Raw genomic sequence first — 21061 nt, forward strand, 5'->3', positions numbered from 1 at the left:
TGCGTACTTTTCTTGGCGAAGCAAGAAAAGTACGTAGCCGCCGGTCTACCACCGGCCGGCAACCCAGGCAGACGGCATCAGTAATTCAGCGAAAAAACGGTGCGCACGGCGCACCATACGACTACAACCCGCTTTGGAGCGAGCAATGTATAAGAAAAATTTACTGCGGAAATGACGCTACTCGTGTCCAGTGTTAACGCTCTAGCTTCATCCAGCTCTCTTCGCCGCAATAGCATTCCCAGCACGACTAACCGCCTTCCTACCCAAATGCCCGGAGATAAACTGCCCGGCATCCACCACCGCATTTAAATCAATCCCCGTAGCAATCCCCAAGCCCTGCATCATAAACAGCACATCTTCCGTCGCCACATTACCGGTCGCCCCCTTCGCATACGGACAGCCACCCAGGCCTGCAACAGATGAATGGAAAATTGAAATACCGGCTTCCAGACTCGCGTAAATATTTGCCAAAGCCTGACCATAGGTATCGTGAAAATGTCCCGATAAACTAGCTAGCGGAAAGTCCTGCGCGACCAGTTGCATCACATGTTGTACCTGACGAGCAGTGCCGACGCCGATGGTGTCAGCGATGTCAATTTCATCGCAACCCAGATCGCGCAAGCGCTTGACCACGTCGGCGACGCTGGCGGGATCAACCTCGCCCTGATACGGGCAACCGAAAGAGCAGCTGATCGAACCGCGCAGGCGGATCTTGTTTTGTTTGGCAGCTAGTGCGACGTCGCGGAAACGGTCTATCGATTCGGCGATCGAGCAATTGATGTTCTTTTGTGCGAAGGCTTCAGAGGCCGAGCTAAAGATCACTACTTCGTCAGCACCGGCAGCGAGCGCTGCTTCGAAGCCTTTCATGTTTGGCGTGAGTACCGAGTAGATCACGCCGGGCTTGCGCTGGATGCCTGCCATGACTTCGGCCGAGGTTGCCATCTGTGGCACCCATTTGGGAGAGACAAATGAGGCGGCTTCGATATTGCTGAAACCGGCATCGGTGAGCCGATTGACCAGTGCGATTTTGACGTCGGCGGGAATGCTTTCTTTTTCGTTCTGCAGGCCATCACGTGGACCGACTTCAACGATTTTGACTTGTTTGGGTAAGCTGGTCGTCATATTAATATCCTCTCGATGCATCGACGATACCGCTGATCGCCTGACCTTGTTGCAGTGCCTGAATCTTGTCGGCGATCTGTCTTGCGCTTTCGTCACGCAGGGTGAGTGCAGCGATATGCGGGGTAATACTGATGCGTGGCTCGGACCAGAACGCATGTCCGGCAGGCAGTGGCTCTTGCTGAAATACGTCGAGGGTCGCGCCTGCGATGTGCTCCTCTCGTACCAGTGCCAGCAAGTCCTCTTCGACCACATGCGCACCGCGTGCGACATTGATCAGATAAGCACCCTTAGGTAACTTTTGCAGGTTCTCGCGATGCAAAATACCCTGTGTATCTTCGGTCAAAGGCAGGATGCAAACGAGTACGCGCGATGCTTGTAAAAAAGCATCCAAGCCGTCTGTCCCGGCATAGCAAGTAACGCCGGAAATATGTTTCTGCGTGCGGCTCCAGCCATGGAGCGGAAAACCAAAATGGGCGATCGCATCGACGATGCGCTGTCCCAGCACACCGAGTCCTAATACACCGACACTGAAATCGCTTTTTTCAAACGGCTTCAAAAACCGCCATTGCTGGGCGTCGCGCAGCTGATCGTAGCGATCAAAACGCCGGAAATACCGCAACACTGCGTGGCTGACATACTCCGCCATTTGTATGCCCATACCGGCATCATCGAGACGAATCACCGGCACACCGGCTGGCAAGGCATCGCCTAACTGCAAAATTGCATCCACTCCGGCGCCGAGATTAAAAATCCCTTTTAAATCGCTGCGCCCTGCCAACATCGCGGCAGGCGGTTTCCAGACAATGGCATAATCAGCAAGCGCAGTATCGTCTTCATGCCAGACGCGGATGTCGTGTTGCGGAAGTGCGAGATTAAGGCTGTGCAACCAATGATCAGGATTGCCGCCGGTGGCGTGGAAAATAATTTTCATATTCGATAGCCGTAATATTTCCCCTCCCACAAGCGGGAGAGGGTTCTGAAAATCAGCTTAGTCCTGTTTGAAACTTAGCAAAGGCGCGCCCTCTGCGACCTGATCGCCGATCGCGTACAGCACCTCATCCACTACGCCGTCATGCGGTGCGGCGATAGTGTGTTCCATCTTCATGGCTTCCATGATCAATAAGGCGTCGCCTTTTTTAACTTCTTGCGCTGCACTGACCAGCACAGCAACAATTTTGCCTGGCATCGGTGCCGTGAGGCGGCCGCCTTCGGCTTCGGCTTCGCCCGCGTGGGCGAGGGCATCGTGGTAATGCAGGTCGGTATGTACGCCACGGCTAAAGACATGGAAATGTTCGCCATCGCGTACCACCGTGCCCGTGACCATCTGGTCAGCGATTGTCAAGACCAGATCATTCTCGGTCGCAGAACCAAGTTTGACCTGAGCGACTACGCTCCCCGTCTGGACCTGCCAGCCATCCGCCAGATAAGTCAGCAGGACATCATGCGTCTGGTGTTCTTCGGTGAATTGCAAAGCGCGTTGCAATTGACTATTCATGCGCCAACCCTGACTGCTTTGCCACGGATCACTGCCTTGAGATTGTTCGGATAACACCAGTGACACGCTTGCCAGCGCCAGTGTCGTCAGCGATGCGGCGACCGGTGCCGGAAATAATTCATCCTGATTACGCTCGATCAAACCTGTATCGAGATCCGCACCAGAGAAGGCTTTGCTGCCGATCAGGCGCGACAAAAAGGCAATGTTCGATGACAAGCCGACGATCTGGTAGTGCGACAACGCCTGTGCCATACGAGCCAGTGCTTCAGTTCTGTCTTTGCCCCAGACGATCATCTTGGCGATCATCGGATCGTAAAAAGGGGAAATCGTATCGCCTTCGCGTACACCGCTGTCGATACGGAATGCCGCCGGATCGGCGCTGCCACCAAGTTCAAAATGTACTGCGGCGGGTGTGCGGGCATGACGCAAAGTGCCGATCGATGGCAAGAAGCCTTTTTCAGGATTTTCGGCGTAGACGCGTGCTTCAATCGCATGGCCATGGATACGTAATGCCGGCTGTAGCAAGGGCAGTGGCTCACCTGCGGCAACCCGCAATTGCCATTCAACCAAATCCGTACCGGTGATCATCTCGGTCACGGGATGTTCAACCTGCAAGCGGGTGTTCATTTCCATGAAGTAGAAAGAACCATCCTGATTGGCGATAAATTCCACTGTACCGGCGCCGACATAACCCACCGCTTTTGCAGCGGCGACGGCGGCCTCACCCATAGCAGCACGGCGCTCTGCGGTCATCCCTGGCGCGGGTGCTTCTTCTAATACTTTTTGATGGCGACGCTGTACCGAGCAATCGCGCTCAAACAGATAGACGCAATTGCCATGCGTATCGGCGAATACCTGGATCTCGATGTGACGAGGGCGTTGCAGATATTTTTCGGCGAGGACTTTGTCATCACCAAAGGAGTTAATCGCCTCACGTTTGCAAGAGGCGAGCGCATCTTTGAAGTCCGCAGATTTTTCAATCACGCGCATGCCTTTGCCACCGCCACCAGCACTGGCTTTAAGCAAGACCGGGTAGCCGATGCGGTCACCTTCTGCTTGCAAAAAATCGGCGTCTTGATTGTCACCATGATAGCCAGGCACCAGCGGCACATTGGCTTTTTCCATTAATGATTTAGCGGCAGATTTACTCCCCATCGCTTCAATCGCCGAAGCCGGTGGGCCGATAAAGGCGATACCGACTTTGGCGCAGGCCTCAGCAAATTCGCTATTCTCGGATAAAAATCCGTAGCCCGGATGGATCGCTTGCGCGCCCGTTGCCAAGGCGACTTCGATAATCTTGTCAGCACGCAGATAGCTCTCTTTAGCGGGAGCAGGTCCGATCAGGACTGCTTCGTCGCAGACGGCCACATGTTTCGCATTCGCGTCAGCTTCGGAGTATACAGCGACGGTTTTGATGCCCATGCGGCGTGCGGTAGCAGCGACACGGCAAGCGATTTCGCCACGGTTGGCGATGAGTATTTTGGTGAACATGTCTCTAACCCCTGTTGGATTTTTTTCTGTTTTTTTAACTGCAACTACCTGTTTTGGCTTCGACCTTGCCCCGGGTTTTCAAACCCAATTTGTCGAGCAAGACGCGGTCATCTTCGGCCTCAGGATTTTGCGTGGTCAGTAGTTTATCGCCATAAAAAATCGAATTGGCACCCGCCAGAAAGCACATCGCCTGTACGGCTTCCCCCATCTGACGACGACCGGCTGACAAGCGTACGCGAGCTTTTGGCATGGTGATGCGGGCTACCGCAATGGTGCGGACAAATTCCAGAGGATCGAGCGGATCGAGACCATGCAGAGGTGTGCCCTCTACCTGCACCAGATGATTGACCGGTACGGATTCAGGATACGGATTGAGGTTTGCCAATTGCGCAATCAGACCAGCGCGCTGGCGGCGTGATTCGCCCATACCGACGATGCCGCCGCAGCAAACCTTGAGTCCGGCACTGCGCACGTGACCAAGTGTATCCAGCCGATCCTGATAATCGCGGGTAGAAATCACATTGCTGTAGAACTCAGGGGCGGTATCCAGATTATGGTTGTAGTAATCAAGCCCCGCATCGGCGAGACGCTGCGCCTGTTCTTCTTTCAGCATGCCTAAAGTCGCGCAGGTTTCTAATCCCATGGCTTTGACTTCGCGCACCATGGTTTCTACTTTTTCCATGTCGCGGTCTTTCGGCGAACGCCATGCTGCGCCCATACAGAAACGGGTTGCGCCGTTTTCACGTGCGGCTTTGGCGGCATCTAAGACTTCGCGCACGTCGAGCATTTTTTTAGCTTCGACGCCGGTATCATAACGTGCTGCTTGCGGGCAGTAACCGCAATCTTCTTCGCAACCGCCGGTTTTGATCGACAACAAAGTCGCGAGCTCGATATCGGCATTCGGGAAGTTTGCGCGATGCGCTGTCTGCGCCTGAAACATCAAATCATTAAACGGTAAATCAAATAAGGCCAAGACATCATCTACTGGCCAGGTATCGGCTTCGATTTTTTTGACTGGTGCTTGAAATTGAACCGCTTGTTGTGTTTGTTCTTTGGCTTGCATGAGTCTTCCTTCACTTCAATAAATTCACATCGATATACGCGGCAGCACGCTGCGCCATCGTTACGTCTGCATCCGGTGGGGATGCATCTAATCTCGGTATCTGTCCTAATAAAGGTGCGGATAATCGCATCTGTAAAGCCGCTATGTTATCAGCAAGGTAGAGCATGTCCGGATCGACGGTATTCGCGACCCAACCTGCCAGCCTTAAACCGCGCGCAGCAATCGCTTGCGCCGTCAGCAAGGCATGATTAATACAGCCCAGGCGCAAGCCCACAACCAGAATCACTGGCAAACCCAGTTGCTGTGCCATATCGGCAGTGTCGTGCTGCGCAGTCAGCGGTACACAGAAACCACCGACGCCTTCCACCACAACGGCATCTGCCTGCGTCGTCAATTGCTGGTAGCAAGCACGAATATGCGGCAAAGAAATCGTCACGTGCTCACGCTGCGCCACGATATGCGGTGCAGCAGGTGTCTGCATCAGATACGGACAAACTAATTCCAGCGGCGCACGCACCGAGGATGCCGCCAGCAGCGAATCGACATCGTCGTTGTGCAGTATTCCCTCACGCAAGTCTGCACCGGCAGCGATGGGCTTCATGCCAGCACTGCGCCAGCCTTGCTGCGTCATCGCATGCAGCAAAGCGCTGCTGACCAGTGTCTTGCCAATCTCGGTATCGGTGCCGGTCACAAAATAGTCATGCTGACGTAAATGCCCATTCTTATTTATATCGGTATTTACGCTGGTATTTACGCTGGTATTTACCCTGGCATTTAGTTCGGCATTTAGCTCTCTACTCACGCTGTCTCCACCAGATTCATCGCCAGATCGCTGCCATTTTGTGCGTCCAGTGTATTCAGGGCATCGACTAACTGCATCACTTGCGTCTCTGTATGGGATGCCGACAAGGTGATACGCAGCCGTGCTGAACCGACCGGCACGGTAGGCGGACGAATTGCACCGACCCAGATCCCCTGCTCCAGCAAATCCGCCGCTACCTTTAACATCATCGCATTGTCACCAATCACGATAGGTTGTATCGCGGTATCTGAAGGCATCAACTCCCAGCTAGGCAAGCGCAAGCCTTGACGGAAACTTGCAATCAGCTGTTGCAGATTATGACGACGCTGCTGGCCTTCGGTACCGCTGATGATGTCGAGGCTAGTCAGCAGCGCATGCGCCAGTGCAGGCGGTGCGGCGGTGGTATAAATGTAAGGACGGGCTTTTTGCACTAGCCATTCAATCACCGTGGTATGCGCGGCGACAAACGCTCCGCCGACACCTGCGGCTTTGCCTAGTGTGCCCATGTAAACCAGATTCGGTGAGCGCAAATTAAAGTGTTCCAGCACGCCACGACCATGGTCACCAAGCACACCAAAACCATGCGCATCATCAACAATCAGCCAGGCATCGTAACGCTCGCACAGGGCGAGCAAGGGAGGCAGATCAGCGACATTGCCATCCATACTGAACACGCTATCGGTGACAACGACCTTGGTAGTCGAGGTCGACTCTCTCAGCATCTGCTCCAGCGCTAGGTAATCTCTATGCGGAAATACTTTGACTGCAGCACGCGATAAGCGGGCACCGTCTATCAATGAGGCATGATTTAAAGCCTCTGAAAACACGGCGGCATCTTTGCCAGCCAGTGCACTGATGACCGCAAGATTTGCCATATATCCGGTACAAAAATACAGGGCACGCGCATGATCGATATAGGGTGAGATAAATTCAGCAAGACGATCTTCCAGCAGCGCATGCGCGCGGCTATGTCCGCTGATCAGGTGCGACGCACCGCTACCCACGCCGTACAGACTTGCGCCCTCTTGCACAGCAGCGATAATCGCCGGATGCGCTGCCAATCCTAAATAATCATTGCTGCAAAACGCGAGCAAGTCCCGGCCATCAGCGCGCAATGCGGGTGCCGATGCGGTCTCAACCGTGCGACGACGACGAATCAGATGTTTGGCATCCAGCACATCCAGTTCATCGCGTAATTGGCTTAGTAAACGTTGACTCATACCGCCACCTCATTCATGACATCATTAAACACCTGCATCGTTTTTGACGCTAACAAGGTGATTTCTTGCGGATCGAGAATGTACGGCGGCATCAGATATACAGTGCGACCAATCGGGCGCAATAACAATTCCTGCTTTAAGGCCGCAGCAAAAAATCGGCGTGAAAAAGTCGCTGCCTGCGCAGCATCATCCACCACCGCATCAAATGCGAAGATCATGCCCTGCTGTCTGATATGGCTCACTCGCGGATCATCGTTCATGTCAGCAAAAGCGTCTTTAATCGCTTTTGCCTTGATGCGATTTTTTTCCAGTACCTGGTCGTCGTCAAAAATTGCCAGCGTCGCCAGAGCAGCACGGCAGGCCAATGGATTGCCGGTGTACGAATGCGAATGCAAAAAACCACGGCGCATATCTGCATCATAAAAAGCCTGATACACCGTATCGGTCGTCATCACCAGAGACAAAGGCAAATAGCCACCGCTAATGCCTTTGGACAGGCATAAAAAATCAGGCCAGATACTCGCAGATTCACAGGCAAAGAAAGTACCGGTGCGGCCACAACCGACAGCGATTTCATCGGCAATCAGATGTACCTGATACTGGTCGCATAATTCGCGCAAACGGCGCAGATACACCGGATCGTGCATTGCCATGCCAGTCGCACACTGCACCAGCGGCTCAATAATCACGGCAGCAATTTTGCCCTCACGCTCTTGCAAGACACGCTCAAGATCGGCGGCAGCACGCAATGCGACATCGGCAGCTGTTTCTCCCGCTTGCGCCAGACGGGCATCAGGTGAGGCAACGACATGCGCTCGTTGCAACATCGGGCCATAGGCTTCGCGAAACAGGCTGACATCGGTGACTGCCAGTGCACCCACGGTCTCACCGTGATAACTACCTTTGATGCAGATGAATTCTTGCTTCTCTGTTTGACCGCCATTACGCCATGCATGGAAACTCATCTTTAAGGCGATCTCGACCGCCGACGCACCGTCGGATGCGTAAAAGCAATGACCCAAGGCGTGGTTACTAAGCGCTGCTAATTTTTCTGATAACTGAATCACCGGCTCATGCGTAAAACCAGCGAGCATCGCATGCTCGAGTTTATCGAGTTGATCCTTGAGTTCTGCGTTGATGCGAGGATTAGCGTGACCAAATAAATTCACCCACCACGAGCTAATCGCGTCGAGATAGCGCTTACCTTCCATGTCGTAGAGCCATGCACCGCGACCATGACTGACAGGAATCAGCGGCACAGGATTGGCACTGGAATGATGCTGCATCTGAGTGCATGGATGCCATACATGCTGCAGGCTACGTGCGACCCAGTCTTGTTGATTATTCAAATTTACTCCAGACTACTTTTGAAACCCGCACATTTTACGGGCTTTTCCAGCCATTTTTGACTTAACACCCGCGTAAATACTAGGCATTCTCATCGTAATTACTAAAATTACTAAAATTACTAAAATTACTAAAATTACTAAAATTACTAAAAAACCCTTTAAATCAGAATACGAAATACCGCTTAAGCATAACGATGCAACTGCCAGTTACCAGTCGCCAACAATCGATGTCACCAATCGGGTTAAAACTGAATTTCCTTAAGATGATTCTCGATGTGCATCACATGCGCGTTTGCAAACTCTGTCTTGCTCAATACACCATAGGCAAAGTGTGGATGCAATTCACCGTTATAACTCTGAAACGCTTGCAACGCCGTGATCACCAGATCAATCGCCTCACTGACATTACCTGTATCGGCAATCGCTGGCGCACCCGGAATCGGCTCGGTCAGATTATGACGCATCGCTCCGGCTACCGAAAACGCATAGAAGGCGGCGCTGCCAGCGGTATGCTGAAATAACTTGGGCTTCATCTCCGGATAGCCGGTCATCGAATACTGAATACTTTGCGCCAGATGCACGAATACTTTGTACGGTGCCCAACCCGTTTTGGCGACTAATTTCGTCACTGAGTCAGGCGACTTCAGCGCCTCTAACTGCGTCAGCATCGCGGCAATTGAGGTGATTTCCACAGTTGATTTACGATAGGTCGCTAACCCCAATGCGGCGACCGCAGTGAGGGCGACCGCACCTGTCAATAAGCGTCTCTTTTTCATAGTAGCCATCCTGGTTTGCGTTTTTCTAAGAATGAACGGACACCTTCGCGCCCCTCTTCCGATGCGCGTATATGGGCGATGCCTTCAACTGTTGCGGCAATCAGTTCACCGGTGAGTTCACGACTGGCAACCTCCTGCACCAGACGCTTTGCCTGCCTCACTGCATTCGGACTGTTTGACACCAGCGACTTAACGATCTCTGCAACTTTTTCGTCAAGCGTTTCCGCGCTGACCAGTTCATGTACGAAGCCGATCCGATGCGCTTCTGCCGCGCTGAAACGCTCCGCCGTGATGAAATACCGCCGCGCCGCACTTTCTCCCATCGCCTTAATCACGTAGGGAGAAATCGTCGCTGGAATCAAACCAAGCTTGACTTCACTTAAACAATAATTCGCACCATCTGCACTGACCACGATATCGCAGGCAGCAACCAATCCCATCCCGCCCGCGTAGCAATCACCCTGCACTTTGGCAACCACTGGTTTGCTACAGGTATAAATCGTGCGCAACATCTCGGCCAGTTGCCCCGCATCGGCAATGTTTTCCGCATGCGAATAACCAGCCATCTTCTTCATCCAGTTCAGGTCAGCACCTGCACAAAACGCCGGGCCATTCGCTGCCAGTACCACAGCACGGATCGTGGCATCGGCATCGAGCTCACGAAATACCTGCGTGATTTCGGCAATCGTTGTTTCATTAAAGGCGTTGCGGACGTCGGGACGATTGAGAGTCACAGTCGCTATCGCGGCTAATCTATTTAATTGTAAAGACTGATAATCCATGTTTATCTAAGTGCTCCAATTTTTTGGATAAATAACATCACATCAGTTTTCCAGCCCTCGACGTTTTTTCCATTACTAAAAAAAGCATGTCCATCATCTCCGAATGGAGCTGGAGTAATAAACGTCACATCAACTGATTTCTCTTTGTAAGCCTGATGTAGGCGACTAGCAATCGCAGGACCAAAGTAGTGATCATTTTGTGCATAGAACCACAACATAGGAACTTTGGTCGTTGCAGCAAACTCTGCAAACGTCTGATACAAGCGCTCAGGATTGCATACTGTATCGGCATTTTGCGAACCACGTCCTCCAGCAAAATTGACAACCCCAATGACACCTGGGAGATTTTGACTTGCCAGTGCCAGAACGCCGAAACCACCAGCCGACTGACCTACTAATACGATCCTTGATACATCAATATATGGTTTGCTTTTGGCATACTCGATCGCCGCTTCAATATCTTTAGCTGTTTCCAGGCCAGCTTCTTTATAAGCAGGTGAAGAACAGGAGAAATAATTTTCTGCCCAGGGGCCTGTAGATTTGCCATAACCACGCCGTACTGGATTCAATACAACGAAGCCCTCATTGGCCATCGCCCGCGATTGCGCAGGATAGCGCCCACTGAGGTTGATCCGGTCTGCCGGATTACGCGGGCTACCGTGATTAATCAATAGCAACGGAAAAGGCCCTGTACCCTCAGGCTTAAATTCTGTCGCCTCCAAGGTCACCTCCTTCGTACCCCAGAATCCCTTTACCTGCATTGGAATCTGTACCGTTTGTTCGCTGATCTGGCTTGCAAACAGCGACGATGACACGAGAAGTAACGAGCACATCGCCAATAAATATTTCTGATTCATTCTGCCCACTCTTTTTTAGGCTCAGTCGATTTCATGATTTTCTGAAACTCTGACAAATATAAACATTAGTAGTGCCTGACACACTTCTCTCGTTAAGCTTTCTTCATACTGTCAAATCATTTACAGAAATAAGCAAGCAGCTATAAATTTACATCCTGAACAAGCCAAATTTCACATCAGGAATAGGCGCATTCAATGCGGCTGACAAACCTAATCCCAAGACCATCCGCGTGTCTGCCGGATCAATAACGCCGTCGTCCCACAAGCGTGCCGAGGCGTAATACGGATGTCCCTGATGCTCATATTGTTCTTTGATGGGCTGTTTGAAAGCGGCTTCTTCATCCGCCGTCCAGCTGCCGCCTTTACCTTCGATACCGTCGCGCTTAACGGTCGCCAGAACGCTGGCGGCTTGCTCCCCCCCCATGACGGAGATACGTGCATTTGGCCACATCCACATAAAGCGTGGAGAGAAAGCGCGACCGCACATGCCGTAGTTACCGGCACCAAAACTACCGCCGATAATGACAGTGAACTTTGGTACATTGGCCGTGGCGACAGCAGTCACCATCTTTGCACCGTTGCGGGCAATGCCTTCGTTCTCGTATTTGCGCCCGACCATGAACCCGGTGATATTCTGCAAAAATACCAAGGGGATTTTACGCTGGCAGCATAGCTCAATAAAGTGCGTACCCTTTAAGGCAGACTCAGAAAAAAGAATACCGTTATTCGCGATAATACCCACCGGCATGCCGTGGATATGTGCGAAACCGCAAACTAAGGTGGTGCCATAACGCGCCTTGAATTCATCAAAATGACTGCCGTCAACCACACGTGCAATGACTTCCCGCACATCAAATGGCTTACGGGTATCCACCGGGATCACGCCATATAATTCTTGTGCGGGAAATTTTGGTTCTTCGACGTCTTTCAATACGACACTAGCTGGCTTTTGACGGTTCAGATTTGAGACGATGGTACGCGCCATTGACAAAGCGTGAGTATCGTTTTGTGCCAGGTGATCGACCACGCCCGACAGACGCGTGTGGACATCACCACCGCCAAGGTCTTCGGCACTGACGACTTCGCCGGTTGCGGCTTTGACTAAGGGTGGACCGCCGAGAAAAATCGTTCCCTGATTCTTCACGATAATCGATTCATCGCTCATCGCCGGGACATACGCGCCGCCCGCAGTGCACGAACCCATCACGACGGCAATCTGCGGAATACCTTTAGCAGACATCGTTGCTTGATTAAAAAAGATGCGGCCGAAATGATCACGATCCGGGAATACATCATCCTGATTCGGTAAGTTTGCTCCACCGCTATCGACCAGATAAATACACGGCAAATTGTTTTGCTCAGCGATTTCTTGTGCACGTAAATGCTTCTTTACCGTCATCGGATAGTAAGTACCGCCTTTGACCGTCGCATCATTACAGACGATAACGCATTCTTGCCCGGACACCCGGCCAATACCGGTAATCACACCCGCTGACGGTGCAGCATCGATATCGTTTTTTTCCTTATACATGTCGTAAGCCGCAAGCTGAGAAAATTCCAGAAACGGCGTCCCCGCGTCAAGCAACATTTGTACGCGGTCACGTGGCAATAATTTGCCACGTGCCAAATGTTTTTTGCGCGCCTCGTCACCGCCACCGAGAGCGATTTTGGCAATTTTTTCTTTTAAGTCATCGACCACGCGTTGCATCGCAGCGGCATTCGCCTTGAAGTCTTCAGAGCGGCTATTCAGTTTGGAATCTAAGGTCGTCATTTGTCTTTTCTCTTCTTATCGTCTTTGGTCGGGAAGTTGCCATCCACATAAAACCATTTGCCATCTTCTCGTGAAAAACGGCTTACTTCATGCAGGCGATGTGCTCGCCCGCCTATTTTGTAACGCGCCACAAATTCTACGGTGGCGCTGTCTGTCTTACCTGTATCCAGCGCATATTTTTTGACTTCCAGGCCCAGCCATTGCGTCGGATCATCATGGACTATCCGTTCCGCAGGACAAGTACGCACATCCCAGGTAACACGCAGGTAAGCCTCGTCGCCCAGAGTGTAAGCCGAGTAACGTGAGCGCATTAAGGCCTCAGCATCCGGCGCGATCGCTGTTCCAGTTAAAAATGGCGCACAACAATGTTCAAACTCTTTTCCTGAACCACAGGGACACAAAACCTTCATACTGATTTATTTACTTTCATTCTTTGCTGGCTTGGTCGCCACTGGCGCGCCTGCCGCTTTCCATGCGCTGAAGCCACCATCAATATGCGCGACGTTCTCTAAGCCCATATCTTGGACAGTCTTGGTCGTCAACGCGCTACGCCAGCCTGCGGCACAAAAAAATATGAACTCTTTACGCTCACCGAACACCGGTTTGAAATACGGAGAATCAGGGTCAATCCAAAACTCAATCATGCCGCGTGGCGCATGAAAAGCCCCGGGGACGATGCCCTCACGCTCCAATTCACGAACATCGCGGATATCAATGAACTGCACATGAGGATCAGTCAGCTTAGCCTGTGCCTCAGCAACGCTATAGGTCGTGATCTGTGCGCTGGCTTCGTCGACTAATTGTTTGTAGCCTTTTTTCATCTATACCTCCTTAGGGTACGCTATGCGCACCAGGCAACTCCACCGGTGCGCATAGCGCACCCTAGCCTATCGTTACGCCAGCGCCCGTCCAATCAGAATTTTTTGAATATCCGAGGTACCTTCATAGATCTGGCAAACCCGCACATCGCGATAAATTCGTTCGACCGGAAAGTCGCTAACATAGCCATAGCCACCGTGAATCTGGATTGCATCGGAGCAGACTTTTTCTGCCATTTCAGATGCAAACAATTTCGCCATCGCCGCTTCTTTCAGGCAAGGCTTACCGGCATCTTTTAAACTTGCCGCGTGCCAGATTAATTGACGGGCAGCTTCGATCTGGGTCGCCATATCGGCAAGCTTGAACTGTACCGATTGATGATCAAAAATCGCTTTACCAAAACTGGTACGATCTTTGGCATACGCCAGAGCGGCGTCAAATGCGGCGCGTGCCATGCCGACTGATTGCGAGGCGATCCCGATGCGACCACCCTCTAAACCGGACAAGGCAATTTTGTAACCCATGCCTTCTTCAGCAATCAAATTCTCGGCTGGAATACGACAATTCTCGAACAGGATTTGCGCCGTATCGGAAGAATGCTGGCCCATTTTTTGTTCCAGACTGGCGACGATGTAACCCGGTGTATTGGTGGGCACCCAGAAGGCGCTGATACCCTTTTTACCTGCAGCTTTGTCCGTAACTGCCATGACAATAGCGACGTCCGCATGTTTGCCGCTGGTGATGAATTGCTTGACGCCATTGAGTACGTATTCGTTACCCTTTTCGCTTTTTTCCAACTTTGCTGTCGTACGTAGCTCGGAGGCATCGCTGCCTGCATGCGGCTCTGTCAGGCAAAATGCGCCGAGCATGTCACCGCTAGCCAAGGGGCGTAACCATTGCTCTTTTTGGGCGTCGTTCGCATACATCATGGCGATACTGCATACGGGACAATTGTTGACCGAGATCACGGTGGAGGTGCCGCCGTCACCGGCAGCAACTTCTTCCAGTACCAGCGCCAGAGACAGATAATCCATACCTGCACCGCCGAGTTCCTCCGGCACAGCTACGCCATACGCGCCCATCTGCGCGAGTTCTTTTAATTCTGCGGCAGGGAAATGATGTTCCTTATCCCAGCGCGCGGCGTTTGGTACTAATTTTTCCTGGGCAAAGGCGCGAATGGCATCGCGTATCATTTCGTGTTCTGGCGTTAGTAACATACTCTGTCTCGTGGTTCTGTTGTTAGTTACCAGCTCAGGCTGGAACCGTTGTAATTAAAAAATTGTCCGTTGTCGTCGGCGTGCAGACCGGCCAGTGTTTTGCGTATTCCTTGCGCACTGTCTTCCACAGTAAGTTCAGCACCGATACCGCCCATTTCTGTTTTGACCCACCCCGGATGCAGCGCTACACAAATTGCCTGTTGCGTCTGCAAAGACACATCCTTGAGCACAGAATTCAAAGCAGCTTTACTGGCGCGATATAACCAGCCGTGGCTACCGTTGCGCTCACTAATGGAGCCCATCATGGATGAAATCACGGCAAGGCGACCACCAGCGTTTTCAACCAGCGGCAACACCATCGGCAATATCCGCATCGCCGCCAGCACATTGGTATGCATCACTTCATCAAATTGCGTGTCATGCGGTGTCTGCAAGCCCGTCGTGCGCGGGCCATAGACACCAGCATTCAAAATAGCGACGTCGATTTTTTCATCATCGAGCCGCCAGCCGAGGCCACCACAGTCATTAATATTCGTCACATCCAAAGGCATGGCCTCACAGCCCAGGGCTTGCAAGGCGGACAGATCGACAGCTTTACGTGCAGTGGCAATCACGCGCCATCCGGCGGCCTTATATTGCAGGGCCAGTTCGTGACCGATACCGCGTGACGCGCCAAGGATGAGTGCTGTAGGCATAGTTATCTACTTTTATTTGAACCGTGAACAATTATTTTTATGCGGAATTTAATACCTAAGTTCGCGCATAAATTGATTCAATTCCCGATAGATAGAGTGGGGCGAAACTCTCACTATGCTTTTCGGAAATTGAATGTAATATAGCCGTTTTACACCAACTCGATCGCCATCGCCGTACCTTCACCGCCACCGATACATAGCGATGCGACGCCGCGTTTTTTACCTTGTTTCTTCAGGGCGCCGATCAGGGTAATCACGATACGGGCACCGGATGCGCCGATAGGATGGCCGAGCGCGCAGGCACCACCGTGTACATTGACCTTGTCATGAGAAATACCGAGGTCTTTCATTGCCGCCATTGGTACTGCGGCGAAGGCCTCATTGATTTCGAACAGATCGACATCAGCGGTTGTCCAGCCAATTTTTTTATACAGCTTTTCAATCGCGCCAATGGGTGCTGTGGTGAACCAGCCTGGTTCTTGTGCATGGCTGGCGTGACCGAGGATTTTGGCGATCGGTGTCAGGCCGAGTTCTTTGGCTTTTGATTCACGCATTAATACCAGTGCAGCAGCACCATCGTTGATCGAAGAGGACGATGCAGCAGTGATAGTGCCGTCTTTTTTAAATGCTGGTTTCAATGCAGGAATTTTGTCGAGCTTGGCTTTGAGCGGGCCTTCATCTTTGTCGATGATCACGTCTCCGCCGCGACCAGATACGGTGACGGGTGCAATTTCCCAGGCAAAAGAACCATCCGCAGTTGCAGCCTGCGCACGTTTAACTGACGCGATCGCAAAGGCATCCTGTTCTTCACGACTGAACTGATATTTTGCAGAACAATCCTCAGCGAACGTTCCCATCGACCGGCCTTTGTCATAGGCATCTTCCAGTCCATCAAGCATCATATGATCAAAAATCTGACCGTGACCGATGCGGTAGCCGCCGCGTGCTTTAGGAATCAGATACGGCGCGTTGGTCATGGATTCCATACCGCCTGTTACTACCACGTCATTGCTGCCCGCACTGATGGAATCGAACGCCATCATGGTTGCTTTCATCGCGGAGCCGCACATTTTTGACAAGGTAACCGCACCGGTAGACATCGGCAAACCCGCGGCCAGCAGCGCCTGACGCGCTGGCGCTTGTCCCTGGCCTGCCATCAGGCAGTTACCGAACAGGACTTCTTCAACCAGTTCCGGTTTGACACCGGAACGCTCAACTGCCGCCTTGATAGCGACTGCACCTAACTGGCTGGCTGTCAGTGAGGAAAAATCGCCCTGAAACGCGCCCATAGGAGTGCGTGCAGCACCGACGATAACGATAGGATCATTCATGTTTGTCTCCAAAAAATAGTCAAAAATTCGAGTGGGTCAATGCGGTTAATGTAAGCAATTTATACATTCTTAATCATTAGTAGTTCCGGCAGCCTTCTGCGCATTGGCTGTCGTCGTCTGGTGTCCCGGATACGCGCTGGCGTGGCTGAAACGCACTTCTTGCGGATACGGAAAAACGTCATCGACCTTGCCTTCCATGATGCGTTTTTTACGGGTCTGCCAGTAATCTGCCGTCAGCAGATCCGCATGGTGCTTCATGAAATACTGGCGCACCTTGGTATTGCCAAGCAAGAAGGTGCCGAACTGCTCAGGAAACACATCATTCCTAGCGATCGGATACCAAGGCTCTGCGGACATTTCGTCTTCTTCATTACGCGGCTGCGGGATCACGCGAAAATTACAATCGCTGATGTATTCAATCTCATCGTAATCGTAAAACACGACACGGCTGTGACGGGTCACGCCAAAGTTTTTGTACAGCATATCCCCAGGAAAAATATTCGCTGCGACCAGTTCCTTAATAGCATTGCCATATTCAGCTATGCCGTGCTCGATAGCCGCATCATCACCGCGCTTTTCTGCTTCGGTCAGAAAGATGTTCAGCGGCACCATGCGACGTTCAATGTACAGATGCTTGATGATGATTTCATCGTCATCTTCTTCCAAAATCGACGGGGCAAATTGCTTGATCTCTGCCAGCAATTCATCCGAAAAACGGGCACGTGGAAATGCCACGTCCGAATACTCCAGCGTATCTGCCATGCGGCCGACACGGTCATGATTTTTGACGAGCTGGTATTTTTCTTTGATCAGTGCTTTGGTAGTCTCTTTCGGTGGCGGAAAACTGTCTTTGATCAGCTTAAACACATACGGAAACGACGGTAAAGCAAATACCAGCATGACCAGGCCGCGGATACCCGGTGCGGCCTCGATGCGGTCAGATGAATATTTGAGATGATGTAAAAAGTCGCGGTAGAACAAATTCTTGCCATGCTTTTGCAAACCCAGAATCGTATAGATTTCGCTGCGTGGTTTCTTCGGCAAAATGCTGCGGATAAACTGGACATAGGCCGACGGCACCAGCATATCAACCATGAAATAAGCGCGGGTAAATGAGAACAAGACCGTGATCTGGATATTGTCGAATAAGACGGTATCCAGTACCAGTTCGCCTTTACGGTTATGCAGGATGGGGACGACGAACGGATATTCTTTGTTGCCGTTGATGCCTTTACCGACAATATAGGCACCCTTATTACGGAAGAATAAATTCGCCAGTACCTGAATCTGATGATTGGGTTCGATCTTATCGTTGCCAAAGATGGCCGTGAGACGCTCGGCGACGAAGCCGATGTCTCTGTCAAGATCAGAAAAATTCGCTTTGAGCTGGAAATTCGTGACGATACGTTTCAGCGTGTAATGCAGACCATCAGTAGCCGGGTAATATACGCGGTAGGTCGGCGGCGTCTCTTTGTTTTCGATGTATTCGGTCGATACGGCGGGACGTACAAAGATGAAGTCATTATGAAAATAATTACGGTGCAGCATTTTGGTACAGACCGTATTGTAAAAAGTCTCGGCCAGCTCAGGTTGCAGATGATCGATCAGCAACCCCATGTAATGCAGTTTGACCTCGCGCCAAACTTCGTCGGTCAGATCGTCTTCATCGTACTCATCTTCCAGACTTTGCACACACTCTTTTACACGCTTGTCGTAGTAACCGATACGCTCTCTCGCCGCATTTTGTGCAGCCTTCCAGTCGCCTGATTCAAAATCGCGCTTGGCCGTCTGGCTCGATGCGCGGAACAAGCGGTAATGCTTGTCGAAGCCATCCATGATCATGCGGGCAATATCGAACGCAATCTGGGATGACAACAGTTTAGGGAAGGCGACTTGGGGCATGGCGACTCGGCTGGCAGATTAAAAAGGGTAGCTCATCATGCTCATGTTAGTGATGGGCTAAGCGCTAGTGTACCTAGCTTCGCCAAGTTCGCCAGATCTACCCCCATTCCGCCACACACAATCATCAAAGGACGTTGGTATTGCGCCAAAACCGGTAAATTCTGATAAGCCACCGCCAATGCAGCACCGCAAGCAGGCTCCACCAGCGCACGCATATCATCGGCAAAGCGCAGGCAAGCATGGATCGCCTGCGCATCGGTGACGGTCACCGTCGTTATCTCATGTTCTTTCGTGTACTGAAACGCTTGCGGTGCGACCCGACGGGCACCCAGCGTACTGGCAACCGATGTGATCGCCGGCAAGGTGACCAGCTCACCGGCCTGCACGGCTGCATGCAAAGAGGCCGCACCGTCTGTTTCAACCGCTATCACGGGAATATGTGCCAGACCATTACGCTGCAAGCCTTGCACCACACCACTCATCAGTCCACCACCGCCGACTGAGCAAACAACGACATCAAATACATGGCCAGCATTCACAACTTCATCAATCAAGGTCGCGTTGCCGTCCCAGATATCGGGATGATCGAAAGGCGGGATATACACCGCCGCAGGGTCCTGACACATAGCAAGAGCAAGTTGATTTGCGTCATCCCATTGCTTGCCTTCGACGATCAGTTCGGCACCGATAGCACGAATCGCCTGACGTACATTGTCCGGTGTCGTGTGCGGCACGACGATGGTGGTGCGAACACCTAAAGCTGCACCCGCAACAGCGGCGGCAAATCCAGCATTGCCACCCGACGGACAGACCAGATGCGTCGCGCCTTTGGCCACCGCACGCTGGCACAGCAAGCCGATACCGCGCAGCTTGAATGAACCGGAGGGCTGTGTGTTTTCCATTTTCAACCAGACCGCTTTGTCGAGCTGAACCGACAGGCTACGATGCTGCAGCAAAGGTGTTGATATGTGCAAAGGCGTCATGTGATCGGCGATAGACAATAAATAATTGGCAATTGGTTGATGTGCTGCGCTGTATTTCTCTGGAAATTCGCTAGAACTTCACTAGAGGCTGGAGAAATATGCGTGCAAACGCTCTCGTGATGCTCTTCCCGCTCTCGTAAGCAGGAAAGAGCTTCACGAACTTACTTCGTTTCAGCAAACAATTCACGGCCAATCAGCATACGACGAATTTCGCTGGTACCTGCGCCAATTTCATACAGCTTGGCATCGCGCCACAGGCGTCCTACCGGATATTCATTGATATAACCGTTACCGCCCAGTGTCTGGATCGCTTCGCCCGCCATCCAGGTCGCTTTTTCTGCAGAGTACAAAATCGCACCGGCGGCATCTTTGCGCAGGGCACGGATTTGCTCGGGATTGGTGGCGCGATCACATGCCTGACCGACCGCATAGACATAAGCCTTACACGCCATCATGGTGGAATACATATCGGCGAGTTTGCCTTGCATCAACTGGAATTCGCCGATCGGCTGACCGAACTGCTTGCGGTCATGCACGTAAGGAACGACTGCATCCATACAAGCCTGCATGATGCCCAGCGGTCCGCCGGACAAGACGGTGCGCTCGAAATCCAGGCCGGACATCAAGACATTCACGCCTTTACCCAGACCGCCGAGGACGTTTTCTGCGGGCACTTCACAATCCTGGAATACCAGTTCACCGGTGTGAGAACCGCGCATGCCGAGCTTGTCGAGTTTTTGCGCAATGCTAAATCCCTTGAAATTCTTTTCGATCAGGAAAGCCGTCATGCCGCGTGGACCTGCTTCCAGATCGTTTTTCGCGTAGACCACCAGCACATCGGCGTCAGGACCATTCGTGATCCACATCTTGGTGCCATTCAATACCCAGCGATCACCTTTCCAATCGGCGCGCAATTTCATGCTGACGACGTCGGAACCGGCGTTTGGCTCGGACATGGCGAGCGCGCCGATATGTTCACCGGAGATCAGTTTTGGCAGGTATTTTTGTTTTTGCTCTTCGCTACCGTTGCGTTTGATCTGGTTCACACACAAATTTGAATGCGCGCCGTAGGACAAGCCGACCGATGCAGAAGCGCGGGAAATTTCTTCCATGGCGATGATGTGGGCGAGATAGCCCATATTCGCGCCGCCATATTCTTCGCCGACGGTGATGCCCAGAATGCCGAGGTCGCCCATTTTGCGCCACAGATCCATGGGAAACTGGTCATTGCGGTCGATCTCAGCAGCACGTGGGGCGATTTCGGCGGCGGCAAATTGTTGAATTGTCTCGCGCAGAGCGGCGATGTCTTCGCCGTGATCAAAAGTCAAACCTGGTAGATGGAGCATGTCATCCTCACTTCATTATTAAAAGTTGTTGTACTTCATA

The 21061-nt window shown here is 52.0% G+C and carries 19 protein-coding genes; all 19 read right to left on the minus strand.

The window, feature by feature from the left end; genetic code table 11:
- Positions 1-207 precede the first annotated feature (207 nt).
- Positions 208-1122 (minus strand): hydroxymethylglutaryl-CoA lyase, encoded by a 915-nt coding sequence (locus ACO0K3_RS17815; RefSeq protein ID WP_422986927.1) that lies wholly within the window; start codon positions 1120-1122, stop codon positions 208-210.
- 1 nt (position 1123) lies between these two features.
- Entirely contained in the window at positions 1124-2053 is a 930-nt protein-coding gene (locus ACO0K3_RS17820) for a 2-hydroxyacid dehydrogenase (protein ID WP_422986929.1), read from the minus strand.
- 57 nt (positions 2054-2110) lie between these two features.
- Entirely contained in the window at positions 2111-4108 is a 1998-nt protein-coding gene (locus ACO0K3_RS17825; protein ID WP_422986931.1) for an acetyl/propionyl/methylcrotonyl-CoA carboxylase subunit alpha, read from the minus strand.
- Between the two features lie 34 nt (positions 4109-4142).
- Positions 4143-5171, minus strand: a complete 1029-nt coding sequence (gene bioB / locus ACO0K3_RS17830; RefSeq protein ID WP_422986933.1) for a biotin synthase BioB — start codon at positions 5169-5171, stop codon at positions 4143-4145.
- A gap of 10 nt (positions 5172-5181) precedes the next feature.
- Complete coding sequence (gene bioD / locus ACO0K3_RS17835; RefSeq protein ID WP_422986999.1) at positions 5182-5901, minus strand: dethiobiotin synthase; 720 nt, start codon at positions 5899-5901, stop codon at positions 5182-5184.
- A gap of 68 nt (positions 5902-5969) precedes the next feature.
- A complete protein-coding gene (gene bioF / locus ACO0K3_RS17840; protein ID WP_422986935.1) occupies positions 5970-7193 on the minus strand; it encodes an 8-amino-7-oxononanoate synthase in 1224 nt (407 codons plus the stop codon).
- Positions 7190-8542, minus strand: a complete 1353-nt coding sequence (gene bioA, locus ACO0K3_RS17845) for an adenosylmethionine--8-amino-7-oxononanoate transaminase (RefSeq protein ID WP_422986937.1) — start codon at positions 8540-8542, stop codon at positions 7190-7192. Before bioA ends, bioF begins: the two co-directional genes overlap by 4 nt.
- Before the next feature lie 242 nt (positions 8543-8784).
- The gene (locus tag ACO0K3_RS17850) at positions 8785-9318 is read right to left on the minus strand and encodes a DUF1569 domain-containing protein (protein ID WP_422986939.1); all 534 of its coding nucleotides are present in this window, start codon (positions 9316-9318) and stop codon (positions 8785-8787) included.
- Positions 9315-10100: an enoyl-CoA hydratase/isomerase family protein gene (locus ACO0K3_RS17855; RefSeq protein WP_422986941.1), complete on the minus strand. Its 786-nt coding sequence runs from the start codon at positions 10098-10100 to the stop codon at positions 9315-9317. The genes ACO0K3_RS17850 and ACO0K3_RS17855 overlap by 4 nt, the downstream gene beginning before the upstream one ends.
- Before the next feature lie 2 nt (positions 10101-10102).
- The gene (locus ACO0K3_RS17860) at positions 10103-10957 is read right to left on the minus strand and encodes a dienelactone hydrolase family protein (protein ID WP_422986943.1); all 855 of its coding nucleotides are present in this window, start codon (positions 10955-10957) and stop codon (positions 10103-10105) included.
- 148 nt (positions 10958-11105) lie between these two features.
- Positions 11106-12728 carry a carboxyl transferase domain-containing protein gene (locus ACO0K3_RS17865; protein WP_422986945.1) on the minus strand — a complete coding sequence of 541 codons (1623 nt, stop codon included), beginning with the start codon at positions 12726-12728 and terminating at the stop codon, positions 11106-11108.
- The gene (locus ACO0K3_RS17870; protein ID WP_422986947.1) at positions 12725-13138 is read right to left on the minus strand and encodes a YchJ family protein; all 414 of its coding nucleotides are present in this window, start codon (positions 13136-13138) and stop codon (positions 12725-12727) included. The genes ACO0K3_RS17865 and ACO0K3_RS17870 overlap by 4 nt, the downstream gene beginning before the upstream one ends.
- A gap of 6 nt (positions 13139-13144) precedes the next feature.
- Entirely contained in the window at positions 13145-13549 is a 405-nt protein-coding gene (locus ACO0K3_RS17875) for a rhodanese-like domain-containing protein (RefSeq protein WP_422986949.1), read from the minus strand.
- 72 nt (positions 13550-13621) lie between these two features.
- Positions 13622-14764 carry an acyl-CoA dehydrogenase family protein gene (locus ACO0K3_RS17880; protein WP_422986951.1) on the minus strand — a complete coding sequence of 381 codons (1143 nt, stop codon included), beginning with the start codon at positions 14762-14764 and terminating at the stop codon, positions 13622-13624.
- 26 nt (positions 14765-14790) lie between these two features.
- Complete coding sequence (locus tag ACO0K3_RS17885) at positions 14791-15459, minus strand: SDR family oxidoreductase (RefSeq protein ID WP_422986953.1); 669 nt, start codon at positions 15457-15459, stop codon at positions 14791-14793.
- Between the two features lie 149 nt (positions 15460-15608).
- Entirely contained in the window at positions 15609-16790 is a 1182-nt protein-coding gene (locus ACO0K3_RS17890; protein WP_422958711.1) for an acetyl-CoA C-acetyltransferase, read from the minus strand.
- A 69-nt stretch (positions 16791-16859) separates the two neighbouring features.
- Complete coding sequence (gene aceK, locus ACO0K3_RS17895; RefSeq protein ID WP_422986955.1) at positions 16860-18692, minus strand: bifunctional isocitrate dehydrogenase kinase/phosphatase; 1833 nt, start codon at positions 18690-18692, stop codon at positions 16860-16862.
- A 41-nt stretch (positions 18693-18733) separates the two neighbouring features.
- Positions 18734-19675 carry a pyridoxal-phosphate dependent enzyme gene (locus ACO0K3_RS17900; RefSeq protein ID WP_422986957.1) on the minus strand — a complete coding sequence of 314 codons (942 nt, stop codon included), beginning with the start codon at positions 19673-19675 and terminating at the stop codon, positions 18734-18736.
- A gap of 161 nt (positions 19676-19836) precedes the next feature.
- Complete coding sequence (locus tag ACO0K3_RS17905; RefSeq protein WP_422986959.1) at positions 19837-21021, minus strand: isovaleryl-CoA dehydrogenase; 1185 nt, start codon at positions 21019-21021, stop codon at positions 19837-19839.
- Positions 21022-21061 lie beyond the last annotated feature (40 nt).

The organism is Undibacterium sp. Rencai35W, assembly GCF_049340185.1.
In the GTDB taxonomy this organism is placed as follows: domain Bacteria; phylum Pseudomonadota; class Gammaproteobacteria; order Burkholderiales; family Burkholderiaceae_D; genus Undibacterium.

What these genes read in the sequence shown, in the direction of transcription:
- bioF (WP_422986935.1), bottom strand. Translation starts at nt 7,193, where the DNA reads ATGAGTCAACGTTTACTAAGCCAATTACGCGATGAACTGGATGTGCTG.
- ACO0K3_RS17815 (WP_422986927.1), bottom strand. Translation starts at nt 1,122, where the DNA reads ATGACGACCAGCTTACCCAAACAAGTCAAAATCGTTGAAGTCGGTCCA.
- ACO0K3_RS17820 (WP_422986929.1), bottom strand. Translation starts at nt 2,053, where the DNA reads ATGAAAATTATTTTCCACGCCACCGGCGGCAATCCTGATCATTGGTTG.
- ACO0K3_RS17855 (WP_422986941.1), bottom strand. Translation starts at nt 10,100, where the DNA reads ATGGATTATCAGTCTTTACAATTAAATAGATTAGCCGCGATAGCGACT.
- ACO0K3_RS17880 (WP_422986951.1), bottom strand. Translation starts at nt 14,764, where the DNA reads ATGTTACTAACGCCAGAACACGAAATGATACGCGATGCCATTCGCGCC.
- bioB (WP_422986933.1), bottom strand. Translation starts at nt 5,171, where the DNA reads ATGCAAGCCAAAGAACAAACACAACAAGCGGTTCAATTTCAAGCACCA.
- aceK (WP_422986955.1), bottom strand. Translation starts at nt 18,692, where the DNA reads ATGCCCCAAGTCGCCTTCCCTAAACTGTTGTCATCCCAGATTGCGTTC.
- ACO0K3_RS17900 (WP_422986957.1), bottom strand. Translation starts at nt 19,675, where the DNA reads ATGACGCCTTTGCACATATCAACACCTTTGCTGCAGCATCGTAGCCTG.
- ACO0K3_RS17885 (WP_422986953.1), bottom strand. Translation starts at nt 15,459, where the DNA reads ATGCCTACAGCACTCATCCTTGGCGCGTCACGCGGTATCGGTCACGAA.
- ACO0K3_RS17870 (WP_422986947.1), bottom strand. Translation starts at nt 13,138, where the DNA reads ATGAAGGTTTTGTGTCCCTGTGGTTCAGGAAAAGAGTTTGAACATTGT.
- ACO0K3_RS17890 (WP_422958711.1), bottom strand. Translation starts at nt 16,790, where the DNA reads ATGAATGATCCTATCGTTATCGTCGGTGCTGCACGCACTCCTATGGGC.
- ACO0K3_RS17865 (WP_422986945.1), bottom strand. Translation starts at nt 12,728, where the DNA reads ATGACGACCTTAGATTCCAAACTGAATAGCCGCTCTGAAGACTTCAAG.
- ACO0K3_RS17860 (WP_422986943.1), bottom strand. Translation starts at nt 10,957, where the DNA reads ATGAATCAGAAATATTTATTGGCGATGTGCTCGTTACTTCTCGTGTCA.
- ACO0K3_RS17905 (WP_422986959.1), bottom strand. Translation starts at nt 21,021, where the DNA reads ATGCTCCATCTACCAGGTTTGACTTTTGATCACGGCGAAGACATCGCC.
- ACO0K3_RS17825 (WP_422986931.1), bottom strand. Translation starts at nt 4,108, where the DNA reads ATGTTCACCAAAATACTCATCGCCAACCGTGGCGAAATCGCTTGCCGT.
- ACO0K3_RS17850 (WP_422986939.1), bottom strand. Translation starts at nt 9,318, where the DNA reads ATGAAAAAGAGACGCTTATTGACAGGTGCGGTCGCCCTCACTGCGGTC.
- ACO0K3_RS17875 (WP_422986949.1), bottom strand. Translation starts at nt 13,549, where the DNA reads ATGAAAAAAGGCTACAAACAATTAGTCGACGAAGCCAGCGCACAGATC.